This window comes from Sporomusa acidovorans (genome assembly GCF_900101845.1).
Classification (GTDB): domain Bacteria; phylum Bacillota; class Negativicutes; order Sporomusales; family Sporomusaceae; genus Sporomusa; species Sporomusa acidovorans.
Genome location: NZ_FNAM01000015.1, coordinates 32,418 through 52,114, shown reverse-complemented (window position 1 = coordinate 52,114; position 19,697 = coordinate 32,418). Strand labels below are relative to the sequence as shown.

18 protein-coding genes are annotated in these 19,697 nt (G+C 48.3%); 1 reads left to right on the top strand and 17 read right to left on the bottom strand.

Translation table 11 applies throughout. The annotated features are described in order from the left end of the window. Nucleotides 1–17: 17 nt before the first annotated feature. The 15 genes from citF to BLR65_RS11930 form a co-directional block, all read right to left on the bottom strand. Nucleotides 18–1,565 (bottom strand): citrate lyase subunit alpha, encoded by a 1,548-nt coding sequence (citF, locus tag BLR65_RS12000; RefSeq protein WP_093794432.1) that lies wholly within the window; start codon nt 1,563–1,565, stop codon nt 18–20. Further along, on the bottom strand, nt 1,562–2,437 hold the full coding sequence (locus tag BLR65_RS11995; protein WP_093794431.1) for an HpcH/HpaI aldolase/citrate lyase family protein: 876 nt from the start codon (nt 2,435–2,437) through the stop codon (nt 1,562–1,564). Before BLR65_RS11995 ends, citF begins: the two co-directional genes overlap by 4 nt. Beyond that, the gene (gene citD / locus BLR65_RS11990) at nt 2,437–2,730 is read right to left on the bottom strand and encodes a citrate lyase acyl carrier protein (RefSeq protein ID WP_093794430.1); all 294 of its coding nucleotides are present in this window, start codon (nt 2,728–2,730) and stop codon (nt 2,437–2,439) included. The genes BLR65_RS11995 and citD overlap by 1 nt, the downstream gene beginning before the upstream one ends. Before the next feature lie 52 nt (nt 2,731–2,782). After that, nucleotides 2,783–3,718: an alanine-tRNA synthetase second additional domain-containing protein gene (locus BLR65_RS11985; RefSeq protein ID WP_245692714.1), complete on the bottom strand. Its 936-nt coding sequence runs from the start codon at nt 3,716–3,718 to the stop codon at nt 2,783–2,785. 19 nt (nt 3,719–3,737) lie between these two features. After that, nucleotides 3,738–4,991, bottom strand: coding sequence for a methylaspartate ammonia-lyase (locus BLR65_RS11980; RefSeq protein ID WP_093794429.1), 1,254 nt, complete (start codon nt 4,989–4,991; stop codon nt 3,738–3,740). A 42-nt stretch (nt 4,992–5,033) separates the two neighbouring features. Then, complete coding sequence (locus BLR65_RS11975) at nt 5,034–6,485, bottom strand: methylaspartate mutase subunit E (RefSeq protein WP_093794428.1); 1,452 nt, start codon at nt 6,483–6,485, stop codon at nt 5,034–5,036. A gap of 19 nt (nt 6,486–6,504) precedes the next feature. Beyond that, complete coding sequence (glmL, locus tag BLR65_RS11970) at nt 6,505–7,887, bottom strand: methylaspartate mutase accessory protein GlmL (RefSeq protein WP_093794427.1); 1,383 nt, start codon at nt 7,885–7,887, stop codon at nt 6,505–6,507. 15 nt (nt 7,888–7,902) lie between these two features. Beyond that, a complete protein-coding gene (gene glmS, locus BLR65_RS11965; RefSeq protein WP_093794426.1) occupies nt 7,903–8,313 on the bottom strand; it encodes a methylaspartate mutase subunit S in 411 nt (136 codons plus the stop codon). Between the two features lie 21 nt (nt 8,314–8,334). Next, entirely contained in the window at nt 8,335–9,306 is a 972-nt protein-coding gene (locus tag BLR65_RS11960; RefSeq protein WP_245692713.1) for a GntR family transcriptional regulator, read from the bottom strand. 177 nt (nt 9,307–9,483) lie between these two features. Then, nucleotides 9,484–11,220, bottom strand: a complete 1,737-nt coding sequence (ptsP, locus tag BLR65_RS11955) for a phosphoenolpyruvate--protein phosphotransferase (protein ID WP_093794425.1) — start codon at nt 11,218–11,220, stop codon at nt 9,484–9,486. Between the two features lie 22 nt (nt 11,221–11,242). Further along, on the bottom strand, nt 11,243–11,509 hold the full coding sequence (locus BLR65_RS11950; RefSeq protein ID WP_093794424.1) for an HPr family phosphocarrier protein: 267 nt from the start codon (nt 11,507–11,509) through the stop codon (nt 11,243–11,245). A gap of 10 nt (nt 11,510–11,519) precedes the next feature. Further along, nucleotides 11,520–11,972 carry a PTS sugar transporter subunit IIA gene (locus BLR65_RS11945; RefSeq protein WP_093794423.1) on the bottom strand — a complete coding sequence of 151 codons (453 nt, stop codon included), beginning with the start codon at nt 11,970–11,972 and terminating at the stop codon, nt 11,520–11,522. A gap of 58 nt (nt 11,973–12,030) precedes the next feature. Next, nucleotides 12,031–13,404, bottom strand: coding sequence for a PTS fructose transporter subunit IIC (locus BLR65_RS11940; protein WP_093794422.1), 1,374 nt, complete (start codon nt 13,402–13,404; stop codon nt 12,031–12,033). A 35-nt stretch (nt 13,405–13,439) separates the two neighbouring features. Next, nucleotides 13,440–14,378 (bottom strand): 1-phosphofructokinase, encoded by a 939-nt coding sequence (pfkB, locus tag BLR65_RS11935; protein WP_093794421.1) that lies wholly within the window; start codon nt 14,376–14,378, stop codon nt 13,440–13,442. A 13-nt stretch (nt 14,379–14,391) separates the two neighbouring features. Then, nucleotides 14,392–15,162: a DeoR/GlpR family DNA-binding transcription regulator gene (locus BLR65_RS11930; RefSeq protein ID WP_093794420.1), complete on the bottom strand. Its 771-nt coding sequence runs from the start codon at nt 15,160–15,162 to the stop codon at nt 14,392–14,394. A 192-nt stretch (nt 15,163–15,354) separates the two neighbouring features. Here BLR65_RS11930 and BLR65_RS29765 point away from each other — a divergent pair, with 192 nt between their 5' ends. After that, on the top strand, nt 15,355–15,501 hold the full coding sequence (locus BLR65_RS29765; protein ID WP_169716758.1) for a hypothetical protein: 147 nt from the start codon (nt 15,355–15,357) through the stop codon (nt 15,499–15,501). 60 nt (nt 15,502–15,561) lie between these two features. Here the strand turns inward: BLR65_RS29765 and BLR65_RS11925 are convergent, their stop codons facing one another. Both BLR65_RS11925 and BLR65_RS11920 read right to left on the bottom strand, forming a co-directional pair. Next, on the bottom strand, nt 15,562–18,624 hold the full coding sequence (locus BLR65_RS11925; RefSeq protein WP_093794419.1) for an efflux RND transporter permease subunit: 3,063 nt from the start codon (nt 18,622–18,624) through the stop codon (nt 15,562–15,564). Then, the gene (locus BLR65_RS11920) at nt 18,621–19,688 is read right to left on the bottom strand and encodes an efflux RND transporter periplasmic adaptor subunit (RefSeq protein WP_093794418.1); all 1,068 of its coding nucleotides are present in this window, start codon (nt 19,686–19,688) and stop codon (nt 18,621–18,623) included. Before BLR65_RS11920 ends, BLR65_RS11925 begins: the two co-directional genes overlap by 4 nt. Between the last annotated feature and the right edge of the window lie 9 nt (nt 19,689–19,697).

Here is a 19,697-nt window from a genome sequence, read left to right as displayed (position 1 = left end):
CCCTTAAATAACAGACCTTATTTTATTTGCCGTACCACATCAATCACGGTTCCGTCACGATATTCGACAACCGCGACTATGTTATCCCCGGTTGTTATCTGCTGTGGTACGCCGGCAATTTTTTCCGCAAGCTGTTTTAATTCTTCTACATTTTTCAGCGGCAATCCTGCCGCTTTGAATTTTTCGTATAAATCCTGCCGCTGGGGATTAACGGCTACGCCGCGTTCGGTAACCAGCACATCCACTGTCTCGCCGGGAGTTGTCGCCGTCAATACTTTGTCCACAATAATCGGCAGACGGCCACGCAGCAAATTGGCAACAATAATTGTCATTTTAGCCCCGGCGGCAGCATCACTGTGGCCGCCGGAACCACCCATAACAACCCCGTCAGAACCGGTAACCACATTAACATTAAAAGCCGTATCGATTTCCGTTGCCCCTAACACTACTACATCCAATTTATTTACGGCAGCTCCCCGATTGAACGGGCTGGCATAAAAATCGGCCCCTATTTCCAAATGTTGGGGATTTGCCGCGATAGACCGCACGGCGTCAAGGTCAAACCCTTGAACATCAACCAGGTTTCTAAAAAGTCCGGCTTCCAGCATCTCAACCATATAACCGGTAATCCCGCCTAGGGCAAAGCTGCCGGTCACTCCTTCGTCTTCCATCATTTGCCGGACATAAGCGGCAGCCGCCAAGGAAGCGCCGCCCGCTCCGGTTTGGAAGGAAAATCCTTCTTTTAGCAAACCGGCGGCTTTAATTACTTTGGCTGTAGTCTCAGCAATTTTCAGGCCGACAGGATCACGGGTAATTTTGGTGGTGCCGGAAACGATTCCTTGCGGGTCGCCGATACAATCTACTTGCACAACATAGTCGACACGTGTTTGCGGAATGGAAACAGGTGATAACGGATAAGACACAAGGTGATCCGTTATCGCGACAACATGATCGGCATACTGAGCATCCGGAAAGGCATAGCCCAGAGAACCGCAGGCAGCAGGACCTGCTACCCCGTTAATATTGCCATAGTCATCAGCTGCAGGGGCCGCTATGAAAGCTACATCAATTTTTAACTGGCCGCATTCAATAGCCCGCGCCCGTCCGCCATGGGTTCTGAATACAACCGGCCGGGGGAATACGCCCTGCGATACAGCCTGTGCGACCGGCCCGGACATATAGTTCGTATCAAGACCGGCCACCACACCGTTTTTAACATGTTCAACCAGCGGCGCATGTACGGGAAAAACCGAGCTCAATGCGACCGTTAGGTTTTTAAGCCCCAGTTTGGCGGCAACAGCAAGTACCATATTGACGACACCGTCACCGTTGCGTAAATGATGATGGAAGGAAAGGGTCATACCATCTTTTATGGGGATTTGTTTAAATACGGTTTCAATATCCTTTACCAGTTTTTGCTCATCAGGCAAAATCCGTTTAATTTTGGGCGCCTGGCGCATCATAGCCGGTACAGTTGCAAACGCACCGGCAAAAGGCCGTACTTTGCCATAGCCTTCAACAGCTTCCGGCAGAACACGACCAATGGCATTTGTTAATTGATTCATAGTAAGCCCTCCTCTACCAGACCCAGCAAACGGGCCAGATACAGTATGCGTTCCGCTCTGGCAACAATCGGCGCATCCACCATTTTGCCGTCAAGCGAAGCCACCCCTGAGCCTTCGGCTTCCGCTTTGCGGATGGCCTTGATGATCCGTTCGGCCCAGACAATATCGTGCTGCGTGGGATTAAACACGTTATGGATATCCTCGATTTGCCGCGGATTAATTGTCAGTTTGCCCTTAAAACCAAGCTGCTTGGCTAATTGGGTGTCAGCGATCAGTCCTTCGCGGTCATTGACATCAGTAAAGGGGGTATCGATCGACTGTATCCCGGCTGCCGCGGCACTGTTCACGACAATTGCCCTGGCACTGTATATTTCCGTACCTTCTTTGGTACGTTTGGCTCCCAAAGACGCTGTATAATCCTCCGCCCCAAAGGCCAGAGCCACCACCCGCTTGTCCGCCCGGGCAATTTGATAAGCCTCGGCAATGCCGCGCGGGGTTTCCAAAAGAGCAATCAATTTTACCGGCTCCTGACCGGATCTTTCGGTTGCAGCCACTAACCGGGCCACCTCGCCGATGTTTTCCGGGCATTCTACCTTAGGTACTAACAGAGCGTCCGGACAACAAGGCACGATTGCCTCTATGTCCTCCCGAGCAAATGTATCCAGCGGATTAATCCGCACCACCTTTTCACTGGTGCTGTAGTCGACGGTTCTCAAAGCCTGAGCGACAAGCAGCCGGGCCGCGTCCTTTTCCTGGGGAGCAACGGCATCCTCAAGGTCAAGGATAAGGGCGTCGGCTCCGAATACCCCACCGTTTTGCAACATACCCGGATTATTTCCCGGCATGAAAAGCATCGTTCGACGTAAATCCATTAGATCAACTCCTTTGGGAGAATGACACCCGCCCGGGTAAGCGCGGCTAACGTACGGGCCTTAATGGTACAATCAAGCGCTCCCCGGTCAACTGCTTTTATATATATATCATGAATGCCTTGTTCGGCAATAACAGCTGCGATTACTTGCTTAATCAACTGTCCGTACTGAGCCAGCACAATACTTTCCAGTTCAATGACGACACCGCTGCCTGACGCACCTGGTGCCACGGTTATCATAATATCGTTAGATTCAAGCGTACCGGCTTGCGCCGGTTTTAATTCGTTCATAATAACCTCCTTCAGAAAAGCAGACTAATCAAAAACAATGTCCGGTTTCCAATCCTTAGATGGTATTCATAAGCGTAAACCCGTCAAGTGTATTGGATGAGGGTCCGACAAGACCGATAATGAGATAGGACCGGGTTTTCGGATCATATTTATATTCAGGAATAAGCCGGAAATTTTCGATGTCTTCGGTATTGCGCACATGAGTGCGGGGCCCGGAACACATCCAGGTCATATCGCCGATTTTAATATGGCCTTCATCACAATAACTAATGCTGATCCCTTCATCAATCAGTCTCTTTACCTTGCGTTCCACTTCCGGTAATTCAGCCGACAATTCGAGCGGGTACTCCAGCACAAACCCATGGTGCACATCACGATGCCTAAATTCCAGGATAGCACCATAATCATTCACTAAAACACGGGTCGTGAGGTCTTCCGCCGTATGGGCCATCTTGCGGTACTGTAAGGTCCTGACAACAACATCGCGTATTTCGTGCGGCACAGGACCAAATACCGTAGGCCGCACAACAATAACCTCGCCGCCAACGCCGATGAGCACATCGGCGTTGGTTTTGAGTACGGGGTATAAAAGATCGAAGTGTTCCACAATAACCCGTTTATCATGGTCTAACGCTTGCTGAACGGCTTTCGCCAAAACATGTATCTGCGTGAACGCGAGTTCAAACCGGATATCGACATGGTAGGTATGACTGGAAAAAAATCCTCTGTCAATATTCTTTAACAGCGGCAGCGGCCGGATATTAACGCCGTCGTCGTCATTGGTGAGTTCCAGACCGGGGAACATCCCTTTTACCAACGAGGATTTACCGGCGCCGGCATCGCCAATAATGCCGATAAGGCGGTCAAGTGGTGATAAATAACGTTCACTTAACTGCTGTCCCAGAATGTACATCCGGTTGCGGCCCCGCGGCGCAAAATAGCTGGAATACATGAGTTGATCGCCAAGACCAAGCGTAAACGTGGACTTCATCTAATTAGACCCCCAATTCTTACTTTCCTGACTTGCGAGACTTCCTTACTGCCAGAATACGTTGCATTTCATTATAGACAATCATATAGCCTTCATCAACGCCCATACCTGGTTTCGCCAGCATTTGCGCCGGCTGGGTTGCCATAGCGACGTGAACACACACTTCCGCTGAACGGTTTGTCTCGTTGCAGGTTCCCCCCTGATAGGCGCCAACTCCTTTTTGCTTGCAATAGAGCACCGCTTCAATGATATTATTGATCCCGCCCAAATCAGGCGTTTTGATTTGCAGCATGTCGCCTGCGCCTTTATCGGCAAAGTCCTTAATATCCTCAAAGGTATTGCACCATTCATCGGCAACAATTTCCACCTTGATATTTTCCTTATGGAGGCGAGCGGTAATTTCGGCAAGCACTGCTATCTGTTTCTCCCGTTCTTCGACATCAACAGGGCCTTCAATGCGCAGTTTCAAGGGTGCGGCAGCCTTTTCCAACTGGCGGAAGTATGCCACTATACGGTCAACGTCATTGTTAAACGCCAAGCCGATCGTGCCGTACACATCAATATGCAGTACAGGTGCGTAATCAGCCGTAGTCTTAAGCTTGGCGACACGGTCGCGCAGCCAGCCTACGTATTCCAGCAGCAGTTCGCCATCTTCCCCTAACTTTTCCTTGACATTATTAATCAATCCGTGAGGCAATACTTCAGCGTGCTTAATGATCATCTTATCAACATTATTATATCTGTCATCGCCTGATTGGGTAAAGATAGCAATTTCCTCGTCACTTACCCGGGTATTATACTCGTCGGCAATGACTTCGCACATAAGCTGTTTTTTGGCCTTGGCGACAGCATCCAGTATCGCTTGTGTCACACCGTAACGTAAGGCGGTATGAATCCGTTTGCCGGCATCGTCATGCAGATTATCGACTTCCTCCGCCAGTTGTTTAAAGGAATTGAGTTCACGGCCGACAAGACGGGGCTTAATCATTTTCTCGATAACCGGGATAAAATCCTCGGCCAAAAAGAGGGGATCACGTCCGCCCGCACCGCTGTACTGAACGGCAGCGCAATCACCATAAGCGATTTGTCCGTCTTCCAAAATGATCATCACCGACACAGCTTCACCGGCTTGACGCACTGCTTTAAAACCATCCGTAATGGGTTTCCCGATATAAGTAAAACCATCATGGGCAGCCCCGGCCTTAATTGCGCGCTGATCATCAAAATAAAAACCAGTGCGGCCTTTTGCACAAACAACATCAACTATTTTCATGAAAAATCGCTCCTTTATTTATATCGCTATTATCGCCTGTTGTTAACGGGGACGTCCTACCAGATATCCCTTGGAAATCGCATAAATATCATCGATAACCATCTGGAAACTGGGTTGACGGCCTTCGGCTTGGCCCCGCTGTGCCATTTTATCCCGGTGGAAAGCAATCAGATCCGGCGTAAACGGCAGATTGCCCACATCAAATAACCGTACGGCCCCATTATTATCACGGGCAGGCAGAATTTTGTTCAGACTAAACTTACTGGGTGCAAACGGTACGTCAAGCACGCCGGCTTCAAAAGCACGAACTGCGCCAACCGCATAATCGCCGCTGCCTAATTCAAATACTTTGTTTAGAATGCAACGGGTTTCAGCTTTGATAATATCGATTTCGGCCTGCAATTCACTGGTCAGCGGGAAAGCCTGGTCTTTAAGCATATTAATCATTTGCTTGGTGGTTCTCAGACCCTGGGCGTTCGCTTCTTTCGTAGGAATGCCCAGTGCCTCATGCGGAGTTTTCACAATAACTTTCGTCGCTTTGGCAAGTGCGGCTGCCGCCGCTCCCCAGGAAATAACGCCAAAGGCTTTTGCTTCGTCCTGCGGGAAACCACCCATCCACTGATGAAATACGCTAGTAAGTACACAATCGCTATAGCCATGCTTGGTCATATATTCGTCGGCAAGCTGTTCCAGCGCCCGAATGGCGGCAATATCCTGGATCAGGTTACCGCACTGGCCATAACCTAAGGTAATGTTCTTAACCCCTTGTTCGGCGGCAAGAATTCCCTCAATCACGGCAACTGCATGGGATACGCTGGGCGGTACCAAAGTGCCGGTCAACGGCCCGAACGGTTCGCGGTTGATCTCGATGCCATGCTCGGCATACAGCCCGACCATGCGGTCGCAATATTGCCAGTCCAGGATAGTCCTTTCTAAGGAAACGCTTTTCGCGTACGGAATATTATAGGAGATACCGCCGCCTTCATAGGAGGTATAACCGGCAGCAATTGTAATTTCACCTAACAGGCGGGCGTCCGGCGTACCATGGCGAACCTGCAGCGGCGCGTCAACACTTTCAACGACCCGGCGCACACCGGTCACGCCGTGATTTACTGCCGGAAAGCCGTTCAGCAGCGAACGTCCTGCTTTCAGACTTTCTTCAATGCCGTTTTGCGCTTCTTTGTACTGGTTCTGGCGGGTATAACTGTCGATCGTTGTCGGCAAAAGATCGGCTTCCCCTTCCGTCTTCAAAAAGTTTAACAGGTTAATATGTTCATCAATAAGCGCAACCCCGGCGCGCGGCTGTGTCAGAGTGTCGCCGTTTTTCTTAGCTTTCACCAGACGTTTGGCAAAATGACGTTTGGCGGGAATGTTTTCATGGTATTTGACGGCTTCTTCAAAATCAACATCTTTGCCAGTCGGCCATTGGGCAAGAACCTCTTGGCGGATGGCGTTAAATTCGTCATGAGTCCACTTTTTATTCTTAAGTTCCATGTGGCAAAAGCCTCCTTAATTATCTATTTATAATGTAATGTTTCATCATGCGCACAGCCGTTGCCGGATATGCTTCCCCCAGCAACCCCATCGATGCCATGATATATTCCTTGTCAATAAAGAATGCGGGCTGTTGCGGCTTCAGAATTTGAGGAGTGGTTTCATCAAACGTGATGCCCTGCAATATTTTTTCCGGCTCGGGATTATTGATAATAACCCCGCCGGTTCCAATCACGGTAGTCACTTTGGTCAAATCCTTGCCTGTCTGGATTTGACTTGTACCAAAGGGCGTATAGTAAACTTCGATACGACCAACGTGCCGGTCGGCACTTAACCGCACACACGCTTTCCCCATGGCAATCTCGATTCGGGATTCTTCTTCAGTTTGCGGCAAATAGTCAATATCGGCTTCCACTTTGGCAACATAATCAGTCACTTCTTCCGGTGAACACCCGGCATAAGCTCCAATCATTTCCGCGCCGGCCGCCTTCAGCAAGGCGCCTGCGCTATAGCGCATTCCGAGGTCTCCCTCCACTGTCCGCTTGCCAAACGGTTCAGCCAACCCTTTTAACGACACACCGCCGGCAGTCGGATCGCCTTTGGCAATGGAATACACATCTGTGGTGGCCCCGCCAATATCCATGAGCATTAAATCACCCAGTCCCGGTTCCCCGTCCGCGCCCTGGCTTAACAATTCCGCGGCTTTCAGAACCGCAGCCGGTGTCGGCATAACCAAACGGTCAACCATTTTATTGGCGCGAGTTAATCCTTTGGCCTCAGTAATACGTTTTAAAAATATGTCGCGAATAACGATGCGGGCTGGTTCGATATTCAGTTCGTCCAGTTTGGGCATTACATTTTCAGTGGGCCGCACCTCTGTAAGTTTTTCTGACAGAATCTTTACAACCGTGGGAGTTACTGACTTATTGCCGGCTACTACCACCGGAACGTCCAAACCGATCTGTGCCAGCATGTTAGCATTATGCATAATAACTCTCTGATTACCGCCATCGGTACCGCCGGCCAGGAGAATAATATCAGGCTTTAATTCCCGCATCTCCTCAAGTTCATACTCGCTTAGCTCATGACTATATACCTTTAATACCTTGGCGCCGGCACCCAAAGCTGCCCGCTTGGCTGCCTCGGCGGTCATCTCCGGCACTAAACCGCTGGCAATCATTTTTAGCCCGCCGGCCGCGCTTGAGCAGCCCAGCACTTCACTAAATTCAAGTTTGCCGGTTTTAGCAAACAATGCCGCCAGTGCCTGATTCAAGCCATCCATAATATCGGTTTCAACTGTTGTAATGCCTCTGGCTGTGCCTACAACTTTTTCTTGATCAACATCCACTGCCGTAATTTTGGTATAGGTACTGCCAAAATCGATAAGCAAAATGTTTTTCAAAGTACAAAACCCCTTTTATTTCAAATCCTCATTCATATCGGCGATCACTTTGTCCGGCAGCGTACCCGGCTCATATACGCGGTCATAGCCCATGTCGAGGAATTTTTGTTCAACTTTCTTAAAGTCCGTTTTACCTACAACCAGGTTGCCGCCGACATAAAGCCGGATATCCTCGATACCGGCTTCGCGGCAACGATCCCGTAATCCACGGCAGTCAATTTCACCATGACCGTAAAGCGAAGCCACTAATATAGCTTTTGCATCCGTCTCGATAGCGGCGTTAACAAACTCTTCTTGCGGAACCAACACACCCAGATTGATTACTTCATAACCGGCTGCGGTAATAGCATGGTTGAGAATTTTGTTGCCAACAGCATGACAGTCAGCTCCAATTACACCTAATACAACCTTTACCTTGTTTGTCATTTTCACTACTCCTTTGCTTTATCAGTCTTTCGCGACCAACCGGCTGGCAACCTGTTGGAGCGATCCCTGGTCGATTTCATAATAAAAAGTGATGATTTCCTGTGCTTCTTCGGCTACCTGGCGCACTACATTCTGCAGCGCTTCAGCGCTAATAACAACCCGGTGATTCTTGATACATCGCCTGATTTCTTCCCGTTCCTCCTTAAAGCAGGGAATCAGCGTAATCCCGTTACAGCCAATCTTGTTCAGTAGACGATATAAGGCATCGACAAATTCCTGAGTTTTAGCTACAACAGCTACTTCACTGCCTGCAGACAAACGGGCCAGTTTGATGACGGCTTCCAGGTTGGGGGTAGTGGCCACCGCTATCAACTTTGTATTATTGCCAAGAATTTCCGCAACCAAAGTCTGATGCTCTAAGGTTGTGACTACCAAATCGCAGGCCAGTAGAAACTCTGTTTTCACTTTTCCCGCCGTTACATCCGCTAGGGTAATCGGCTCAAAATGAGCGTTGGCTACTTGTCCTAATTGACCGACAAACCGCTCAACGTATTCGCGGGTGCATTCCACAACAGCCACTCTGAGCTGCCGGGTCGCCAATTCCCGTTCTTTGGCCCGAATCGTCGTAATTGCGGCAAATTGTTCGATAGTGAAACCAAGTTCAACTACCTGCGCCATGGCCGCATCAATAATTTTAAGCGCCCGCTCCAACCGGCTGCCTGCTACATCAGCACCCGCCGCCGTTATATCCGCTGCCTGCTCGCGCACAAAAGTACCGCGTCCCTGCCTGGCTTCAAGAATTCCTTCCAAAAGCAATTCTTTATAGGCAGCACTGACTGTATTGCGGCTAATCCCCAATTCTTCCGACAGCTGGCGTTCAGTCGGCAATTTATCACCCGGTTTGTATTGACCCTGTTTTATTTTGTCCAGAATATACGCCTTGACTTGTAAATAAATTGGTATGCCAAGTTTTTGCACAATCAAAATCATCATCCCCAGCCAATTGGATTAATGGATTAATCCAATTTTCTATTACACTATTATTATCCCATAGGATGTACAAAAAAGCAAGAAAATTCTACACAAACTACTATGGAGGAAATATAAAAAAACTTCGTCTCATTGCCGGGAAGCAAATGAACGAAGTTTTCACGGTGAACGCAGTCGGTTTTAAATTCCGTTATTCTCGCAAAAAGACTCTACCTTCAGGCGAATATCCTGCGCGGTGCTCATTTTCAGGACATCTTCCAGTAAAGCTTTACATTTCGTTAATTCCATTTGACTGACAGCATGTTTTACTTTGCGAATTGCTGTCGCCGACATACTTAATTCATCCAAACCCAATGCCAGCAATAGAGGAACTGCTTTAGGATCTCCGGCCATACCGCCGCACATGCCGACGAATTTCCCTGCCGCATGAGCCGCATTTACAACAGTTTGGAGTAGGTTAATGATGGCTGGATTAAAATGATCATACAGGTAGTCAATTTTTTCATTCATCCGGTCAACCGCCAACGTATATTGCACGAGATCATTGGTACCTATACTGAAAAAATCAACTTCTCGGGCAAATTGTCTTGCCATGACCGCCACAGACGGTACTTCCACCATGATCCCCACTTGAATGTTTTCATCAAAAACACGGCCTTCAGTTCTCAACTGTCCTTTGACTTCTTCCACAATGCTTCGGGCACTTCGCCATTCCTCAATACCGGAAATCATCGGAAACATGATTTTTATCTTACCGTAGGCACTTGCCCGTAAAATTGCCCGCAGTTGCGTTACAAAGAGCGGCTTCTGATCAAGACAGAGACGAATGGCTCTATATCCCAGGAACGGATTCATTTCCTTAGGGATTTTCAAATAGGACAGTTCTTTATCGCCGCCAATGTCCAGGGTGCGGATGATTACCGACTTATCGCCCATGACCCGGACAATCTCTTTATAGACATTAAATTGCATTTCTTCGTCCGGCAAACTAGCCTCTGCCATATAAATAAGTTCGGTTCGCAATAACCCTATGCCCTCTGCGCCTTGTTCCACAGCATAACGGGCGTCGGCCGCCGTGCCAATATTGGCGCCAATTTCAATCCGGTGACCGTCTTGGGTAACAGCCTCTTGTGCTGCATAGGCTTGCCAGACACTTTCATCTTTGGTTTCTTTCGCCATCTTTTCTGAATAGCTGCGAATGGTATCTTCACTAGGATTAATAATACAAATACCGCCCGTACCATCAACAATCACAGTGTCACCGTCTTGAATCTGTTCAATGCCGGCACCAATGCCAATAACAGCCGGAATGCCTAATGTCTTGGAAAAAATGGCTGTATGGGAGGTTTTTCCGCCCTTTTGTGTAACAAAAGCCTGTACATATTTTTTATTTAACTGTACGGTATCGGTAGGCGCAAGATCATCGGCAATCAGAATAACTTCTTCACGAATGTCGCCCAAGTTTATACCTTTTACGCCAGTCAGAGCAGCCATTAACCGGCTGCCGATATCTTTTACGTCAGCAGCCCGTTCCCGCATATACTCATTCGGCATCTTCTCAAAAATTGCCACGACTTGGTTGACAATTTGTTCAACGGCTTTTTCGGCCGAAAATAATTTTTTATTAATCAGCTTTTCCATTTCCGGACAAAAAGTCGGATCTAACAATATGCTTTTTTGCGCTTCAATGACACCTGCTTTTTCAGCGCCAACTGTCTGCTGCGCCTGTTCAATCAGTTTTTCAGTTTCCCGAATACTTCTTGCTTTCGCCTCAGCAAGCCGGTTTACTTCTCCAGTGACATCAGCTTCTGAAATATCCGCAAACTGTTGGTTCCGGACACTATGAGTATAGAGGATTACCTTTCCAATCCGGATTCCCTCGGAAACCCCAATACCGGACAATTTGATTTCAGCCATGACCCTTCACCTTTCAAAAAAATTATTCGCCGAACTTGCTGTTAACTAAGTCCAGCAGTGCTTTGGCCGCCAGTTCTTCGTCATCCCCATTGGCCTCAATGATAATTTTAGACCCGTATTCAAACCCCATAGTCATTAATCCCAGAATACTTTTACCGTCAGCTTCCATTCCTTCTTCGTTTTTCACCATTACGCCGGCCTTAAATTCATTTGCCTTTTCCATAAACAGCTGAGCCGGACGAATATGAAAACCGGTCTTATTTTGCAATATACCTTCCACAACGATCATGCCGTACCTCCTAAATGGATTGTAAAACTTCATAAAGTTCTGCAGATGAATTTGCTGCCAATAGCTTTTTCCGAAAATCCTCATGGATTAATTTTCTCGATAATGCAATTAATATTTTCATATGCTCATTACCGGCATCTTGGTCTGATACGCCAATCAGAAAGACAATTTGTACCGGCTTTCCATCAAGAGAATTCCAGTCAATTGGATTCGCCAACCGGGCAAATGCCAAACCGGCGGAAACTATACCACTGGATTTGCCGTGTGGAATGGCCACCCCAAATCCAATACCTGTCGATCCTTTTTGCTCCCGTTCATTCACCGCTGCCAAATAAGCAGCCTTATCCCTGACAAATCCGGCCTTTTCCATGCCGTCAATCATAACCTGCAAACATTCTTCCCGGCTTGCTGCATTGAGTTCCAAGAAAACAGTTTCATCTTTGATAATAGTTAAAATCTCCATTAATAGTTGCACCTCCCGGTATTTAAGAAACACTTGCCGTTGTTCTATTTATTCACCTTTAGACAGACGTTTTATTCTTCTTGACTAAACTAACTAATAACGCGGTTACGACTGTTCCGGCAACAATCGAAAATACATACATAGCCAAATTCCCCACCGCGTTAGGAATCATGAGAACGAAAATTCCGCCATGAGGTGCCCTTAACGTGGCTCCCAGGGCCATCGATAATGCACCGGCAACGGCTGATCCGGCCATAATTGAGGGAATAATCCGGAAAGGATCGGCGGCGGCAAACGGAATAGCCCCTTCAGTAATAAACGAAATTCCCAGCACACCCGCTGCTTTGCCTGCTTCCCGCTCTTCAACGGAAAACTTTTTCGGTGCAAGAACAGTCGCCAGCCATAACCCGAGCGGAGGGGTCATTCCTGCTGCCATAACAGCAGCAATCGGCCCATAAAGGTCACTGCCAAGCAGCCCGACCGCAAAGGTATAAGCCGCTTTATTTACCGGCCCGCCCATATCAAAGGCCATCATCGCCCCTAAAAGCAAGCCCAGCAAACTTGCATTGCCGGTACCAAGATTAGTAAGCCAGCCACTAAGCCCGTCCATGATCGCTTTCATCGGACTGCCAATCACATAGATCATCATCAAGCCGACAATCGCGCTGCCGAAGAAAGGAATAATCAATATGGGTACCAAACCAGCAAAATTTTTCGGCAATTTGATGTTTTCTTTCATCCATTTCGTCACATAACCGGCCAAAAAGCCGGCAATAATCCCGCCAAGAAAACCTGCTCCAACTTTCGAAGCCAGCATCCCGCCAATAAGGCCCGGAGCAAGACCCGGTTTCTCCGCAATCGAGAAGGCGATGAAACCGGCAAGAATGGGAACCATCAACGCAAACGCCGTCCCGCCGCCGATATCCATCAGTGCCGCTGCCAGCGTCCCTTGCTGCTTGAAAGCTTCAATGCCGAAGATGAACGAAACAGCAATTAAGAGGCCGCCGGCAACAACCGCAGGCAGCATATAGGATACACCGGTCATCAGATGTTTATAGGGCCCGGTTATTTGTGCTTTTCTTGCTTCTTTGCTTTGCGCCGCCTGATCAATAAAATCCTTGGCGGATGGCTTCACGGCCAACGCTTCTTCAATGATACTCCGGGGATCTTTAATGGCTTGCCCAATGGCAACTTTTACAACCGGCTTACCAGCGAAGCGTGATTCTTCTACATCAGTAGCTGCGGCAACAATAATCGCATGCGCTTCAGAAATATCCGCTGCGGTTAATTCATTTTCAATACCCACTGCACCACGGGTTTCAACCTTAATCTCGACATTTTTTTCTTTGGCTGCCTGCAGCAAGGCTTCGGCCGCCATATAGGTATGTGCTATACCTGTTGGACATGCTGTAACCGCCAGAATCTTTTTCATCCCAAAAACCTCCCCATATTTTTATAATTGCGTCTCTACATTCTTTTAATTTTTACTTTATTTAGAAATTGCCGGACTTCTGCCAGGGAACACACCTGCGTGCCTGGCTTTGAAGCTGTTACCGTACCGGCGGCTGTAACCCATTGCGCCGTTTCTTCCAAAGAAAATTGACGTAAAAGCGAATAGGCCAGCACGGCAACCATGGAGTCTCCTGCCCCTACTGTGCTTTTGGGTATGATCGAATCAGTCCATACCCGGTAGGTTGCCGTTTGGTCCATGACCACAGCTCCCTGTGCCCCCATGGAAACAATAATGATTTCAATCCCTTTTTCCAAAATTTTTCGGCCTGCACAGATGACATCCTGATCATCCGCCAAATCACGGCCTGTTAGATTTCCCAATTCGTGGATATTGGGCTTAATGGCGAAAGGTGCTGCCTGGATTCCTTCAGAAAGCGCCGCATCATCGGCATCCAGTATGGTTTTTACCCCTTTACCCTTAGCGATTTCCACTAATTCGCGATAAATGCCGCATCCGACACCGGGTGGCAGGCTCCCGCTTAAAACCAGGTAGGCAGCCTCATCAAGAAGTTTGGAAAGCTGAGCTTTAAACCTACTGATTTCTGCATCTCCGACTACAAAACCGGCCTCATTAATTTCGGTTGTCCTATTGGAGCTGCTATCCACTATTTTCAAATTTGTGCGGGTTTCACCGGATATGGTCAAAAAGCTGGCCGAAATCTTTTCTAAAGCCAGATGGTGCAGCAAGTTCTGTCCTTGGGTACCGGCAATTAATCCCGCTGCCGTAACAGGGACACCAAATTGATTGAGTACCTTGGCAACATTAATTCCCTTGCCTCCCGGATCCATCCGCACACTCTGCACACGATTCAAGCCGCCAACGTTAAGCTTTTCAATAACAACTGTTTTATCGATTGCAGGATTTAAGGTAACTGTAATTACAGATGGTTTCAAACATATTCTCCTCCTATGGGGTTACTACACAAACCCGAACTCCTAATTTTTCCATTTCATTAACTGCATCTTGCGGGATTTTGTCATCAACGATGCATGTATCAATTCTTGCTATACCGGCAAATCTAGCAAAAGCCACTTTACCTATTTTGGTATGATCTGTTAACAAAATAACCTGCTTGGCAATATCAATCATCCTGGCTTTTGTTGCTGCTTCCACAAGATTCGGGGTTGTCAGTCCTTCTTGCAAATCCAGCCCGTTTGTTGCCATGAAAGCTTTATCTACCCGAAGCATGCTAAGAGAATGTTCCGTAATCGGCCCGACCATCGCCAACGTATTCTGCCGCAAGGTTCCACCGGTCATAATAACCTCGATCCCCTCAAACCCCCGCAGTTCCTGGGCTAAAATAATTGAGTTCGTTACTACTTTTATGTTTGAAAATTTTCTCAATTCTTTAGCCAAATAGGCTGTTGTCGTCCCTGAATCAATCACCAGGGTATCTCCGTCCTGAATAAACTCAGCCGCCTTTTGAGCAATCCTTGCCTTTTCCTTGCGGAACTTATCTTCCTTCTCTACGAAAGTCGGTTCAACATTGACATTCTCCAAACACACGGCCCCGCCATGTGTTCTTTTTAATAATTTCGCATCTTCTAACTCTTGCAAATCCCGGCGAATTGTCGATTCCGAAACTTGAAAAACCTTACTTAGTTCTTGTACAGAAGCCCTTAAATGATCTTGCAGGTATTCAACAATTTTCAGTTTGCGTTCTTCTTCATATAACATGTTTGCTCCCCCACGTATGCGCAATAATCGCATGAACGTTCTTACCTGTTTATGATTGTTTGTGATCATTTATTCTTGTATATGATTATAATCTGACTATTCTTAACTGTCAATATGTAAATTTATGCTTATATTATGCTTTTAAGGATAAGTTTTCTTCCCCTGGTAATATTATTGTGTGAGGTGGTTTCGTTGACTGATAAACATACCGATGATCGGCCTGCATCTGAAGATCTCCTGGCCAGACAAGACACGGACCATGAAATTGCCCCTGAAAATGTTGCCAAAGAACCGGATAGTCTGCCCAGCGAAATGCTCAATGTCGGTTTCCCCTCATAGCCAAAATAAAACAGAGAATCCGTAAGCCTCGGCTTACGGATTCTCTGTTTTATTCCTATATCACTTATCTGCTTTATTCGAGTCGGGTTTAACCCTAAACCAGGCAGCATACATTGTCGGCAAAACAAGCAACGTCATCACAGTTGCGCCAAGCAAACCACCGCCAATCGCTACCGCCATCGGCCCCCAGAAAGTACTTGGAATCAAGGGCAGCATCCCCAATATTGCCGCAGCCGCCGTAAGCATAATGGGGCGGAATCGCAGCACAGCCGAATCGATGATTGCATTCCACGGCGTCTCGCCTGCTTTTTTATGCTGTTCAATCTGATCAATGAGAATAACTGAGTTGCGGATAATCATGCCGCTAAGCGCCAAAATTCCAAGTTCGGCGACAAAGCCCATCGAGCGCTGGGTTAAGAGCATTGACAGGGTAACCCCAATGATGCCAAGCGGGGCTGTAAGAATTGTCAGGACCATCAGGGACACATTTTGCAGTTGAAGCATCAGCAAAATTACAATAACCACAACCATGGCCGGAATTGTTTTAACCAGAAAATCCATCGAAGTCTTGCTTTTTTCCGACGCTCCGCCGATATCAATGCTATAGCCGGGGGGGAGGCTGTCACGCATTGGCTGTAATGCTTCATAAATTTTTTGCGTGGCGTCATTGCCGGTCACGCCGGGAATAACGTCTGCCTGGACGGTAATTGTCGGCTTGAGATTGTACCGCCAGATCAAGCCTTCTTCGGCATCATAGCTGATTTTGGCAATTTGCTCCAGCGGCACAAATTTGCCATTACCGATATGCACCGGCAGGTCCTTGATGCTGCCTAAGTTTTTCCGGTTTTCGGCGTCTATCCGAAATACAATGCCAACCGTTTTATCCTCCTCATAGTACTCGGCAACCGTAGCCCCGGAAAGCTGGGTCTGCAAGTCCTGAGCCAGTCCCTGGCTGCTGATTCCCAGCATTCTCGCCTTATCCTGATCAACAGTCAAATGCATGACCTTGCTTTTTTCATGCCAGTCAAAATTGACATTGGCGAGATTAGGGTCACTGATCATCTGTTCGCTGACCTGTTGGGCAAGTTCGCGCACTTTCTCATGATCATAGCCGGAAACCCGCAGCATTACCGGGTAAGGCGACGGGGGCCCTGTCTGAATTAGGTTGACATGCCCGCGCACGTTGGCAAAATCGTCGGCAAACAGCTTGTCAACTTTTTTATTTAAAGTTTCGCGTGCTTCCAGATTTTTCGCCACAATAACAAACTGGGCATAATTCACCGCCGGCAGTTTGGGCTCAATCGTGAGAATAAACCGCGGTGATCCCTTGCCGACATAATAGCTGTAACTCTCGATATCCGGGTCGTCAGTAAGAGCATTGGCAAATTTTTGCGCTTCCTGCTCGGTAGCCGCCAGGGACGAACCTTCCGGCAAAGTCATTTCGACAATGAGTTCCGGACGGGTTGACGGCGGGAAAAACTCCTGCTTTACAAACTTCAATAAGAAGATCGAGCCGATAAAGCTGACAATGGTTAGAACCAGCACCAGCTTCCTGCGATTCAGGCACCAGATAAGCGTTTTCCGGAACAGCCGGTAGAATTTCGTATCATAAATGTCGTGTCCCGCTGTTGCCTGCTGTTTGGGTTTGACCAGTTTATAGCCAAGCAGCGGGGTTACCGTCACGGAAACCAGCCAGGAAATCAACAGTGCAATGGTAATAACTGGGAATAGACTGCTGGTAAATTCCGCCGCCGCTCCTTTTGAAAATCCGATGGGGATAAAACCGGCACAAGTAATCAGCGTGCCGGTAAGCATGGGAAAAGCTGTTGCCGTATAGGCGTAGCAGGCTGCTTCAAACCGCCCCCAGCCCTGCTCTAGTTTTACAGTCATCATTTCCACAGCAATAATGGCGTCATCGACCAGCAAACCCAGCGCAATGATCAGCGCTCCCAAAGACACTTTGTGCAGATCGATGCCGCCGATCTTCATGCACACAAAGATACCGGCAATTACCAGCGGAATGCAGAGAGCCACAACAATGCCTGACCGGAAACCAAGACTGAGAAAACTAACAACCAAGACAATGACGATAGCTTCCCAGAGTGATTCAACAAATTCGGCAATGGAATTTTTGACCACTTGCGGTTGGTTGGCCACCTGACTGATTTCCAAACCGAGCGGCAGATCTTTTTTAATCAAGGCAATGGTTTTCTCCAAATCGCTTCCCAGCGTAAGAATGTTTCCGCCCTTATCCATCGACAGGGCAAGCCCGATCGCCGGCTGGCCGTTGAAATACATTTTTGGTTCTCCGGGATCCTCATAGCTGCGTTCAATCCTGGCAATATCCCCCAGTCGAAAAGTACGCTCATTCACCCGAATCGGCATATTGCGAAGGCCGTCGACATTTTCAAAGATCCCGGAAACCCGTAAATATACGTTATCGGAGGATGTTTCCACCATACCGGAAGGCGTCATCGCGCTTTGCGCTTTTACCGACGAAATAATCAAATTGGGATCAATACCGAGTTCGGCCAGTTTACTGCTTGCCATTTCAATATAAATTGTCTCCGGCTGAACACCAATAAGTTCTACTTTTTTTACATTACTAACCCCGAGCAGGATCCTGCGGATCTGCTCGGCTTTTGCCCGCATTTCCTCATAACTGTACCCGTCAGCCGTAAGGGCATATACATTGCCGAACACATCATCAAACCGGTCATTATAGGCAGGCCCGACCACCCCCTGGGGTAACGTGCTTTTCATATCGTTTACCATATTACGCACTTCCAGCCAGGTGGGACGGATATCCTTTTCATTGACTGAGTCCTTTAGATTCACATAAATGACAGCCTGCCCCGGTCGCGAATAGCTTTTCAGATAATCAAGCCCCGGCGTATCCTGCAGTTTCTTCTCAATTTTATCGGTTACCTGCTCTTCCACCTGGCGGGCACTGGCCCCCGGCCAGGCGACAGACACGATCATTTGACGGATTGCGTAGTCAGGGTCCTCCATCCGCCCAAGCTGCTGATACGATAAAATGCCTGTCAGGAAAGTCAGGAAGACGAAAAAATACACAAGTTGCTTATGATTAAGGGCCCATTCTGTCAAATTAAATTGGCTCATATACGCACCTTCTGTCCTTCCCTCAGCTTCTGGACACCGGCGGTAACAATGACATCACCGTCCTGAAGCCCCTCTACAACCTGTACTTTTCCGTCGCCAAACGCCCCGACTTTGATGGGTCTAAGACTTACGGTATCCTCTTGGATCACCCAGACATTGGGCGAATCCCCGGTTTGATAAACCGCTGAAAGCGGAATATATACTCCCTGCTGACCTGCTGAGTTTGCCACCGCTACACTGGCCGTCATACCCAGACTGATGCCCGCCGGCGGATTGGTAAGCGTAATTCTGACCTTGTAGGTCCTGGTCACTTTGTCGGCCACCGGTGAAATCTCTCTGACTTTTCCTTCCACCGTCACATCCGGCAGTGCCCAAAAGCTGACCCGCATTTGCTGCGCACTGCGCACTTCGTCAATGCGGTTTTCCGGAACACTGATTTCAATTTCCCGCTCGCCGTCTTTCACTAACGTAAGAACCGGCGCCCCGGCACTGACAACCTGCCCGGCCTCGGCATTAACACCGGAAACAACCCCGGCACTATCTGCCACCAGCGAGCTATAACCTAGCTGATTTGTGCCTTGCGTATACTGGGCCGATGCCTGACGGACAGCAGCCAGCGCGACTTCGTAGGCATTTTCATATTGATCCAGTTGTGCCCGGCTGACAGCCCCCTGTTCATACAGTTTGCGGTATCGCGCCAAATTTGTCTCGGCTAAATTCAATTGCGACTGTGCCGAAGCTACCTGCGCTGAACTGATGTTTACCGTCTGCGCGATGTCTTTGGCGTCAATTTCCATCAGCACATCCCCGGGATTTACGACACTGCCGAGGTCAACGTTGCGCTTTATAATCTTGCCGCTAACCTGAAAAGCAAGCTGCGTTTCGTACCGGCCCCGCACTTCACCCGAATAGCTCGCATTTTGCCCCAAAGCATCCGCTTGTACCGCCTGCGAGCGAACAAGCGGTGCCGCTTCCTTGACCGGTTCCGTCTTTGAACAGCCGGCAAAACCGACAGATAAAACCAGCATACAAACTATCAAAGAAATTCCTACCGACTTTTGCAAACAAAACCC

Excerpts from the sequence above, each read along its gene's own strand:
- BLR65_RS11930 (WP_093794420.1), bottom strand. The coding sequence starts at position 15,162 with ATGTTATATGAAGAAGAACGCAAACTGAAAATTGTTGAATACCTGCAA.
- BLR65_RS11995 (WP_093794431.1), bottom strand. The coding sequence starts at position 2,437 with ATGGATTTACGTCGAACGATGCTTTTCATGCCGGGAAATAATCCGGGT.
- BLR65_RS11985 (WP_245692714.1), bottom strand. The coding sequence starts at position 3,718 with ATGAAGTCCACGTTTACGCTTGGTCTTGGCGATCAACTCATGTATTCC.
- ptsP (WP_093794425.1), bottom strand. The coding sequence starts at position 11,220 with ATGGCTGAAATCAAATTGTCCGGTATTGGGGTTTCCGAGGGAATCCGG.
- BLR65_RS11950 (WP_093794424.1), bottom strand. The coding sequence starts at position 11,509 with ATGATCGTTGTGGAAGGTATATTGCAAAATAAGACCGGTTTTCATATT.
- BLR65_RS11975 (WP_093794428.1), bottom strand. The coding sequence starts at position 6,485 with ATGGAACTTAAGAATAAAAAGTGGACTCATGACGAATTTAACGCCATC.
- citF (WP_093794432.1), bottom strand. The coding sequence starts at position 1,565 with ATGAATCAATTAACAAATGCCATTGGTCGTGTTCTGCCGGAAGCTGTT.
- BLR65_RS11940 (WP_093794422.1), bottom strand. The coding sequence starts at position 13,404 with ATGAAAAAGATTCTGGCGGTTACAGCATGTCCAACAGGTATAGCACAT.
- glmS (WP_093794426.1), bottom strand. The coding sequence starts at position 8,313 with ATGACAAACAAGGTAAAGGTTGTATTAGGTGTAATTGGAGCTGACTGT.
- BLR65_RS11925 (WP_093794419.1), bottom strand. The coding sequence starts at position 18,624 with ATGAGCCAATTTAATTTGACAGAATGGGCCCTTAATCATAAGCAACTT.
- BLR65_RS11960 (WP_245692713.1), bottom strand. The coding sequence starts at position 9,306 with ATGATGATTTTGATTGTGCAAAAACTTGGCATACCAATTTATTTACAA.
- BLR65_RS11945 (WP_093794423.1), bottom strand. The coding sequence starts at position 11,972 with ATGGAGATTTTAACTATTATCAAAGATGAAACTGTTTTCTTGGAACTC.
- BLR65_RS11980 (WP_093794429.1), bottom strand. The coding sequence starts at position 4,991 with ATGAAAATAGTTGATGTTGTTTGTGCAAAAGGCCGCACTGGTTTTTAT.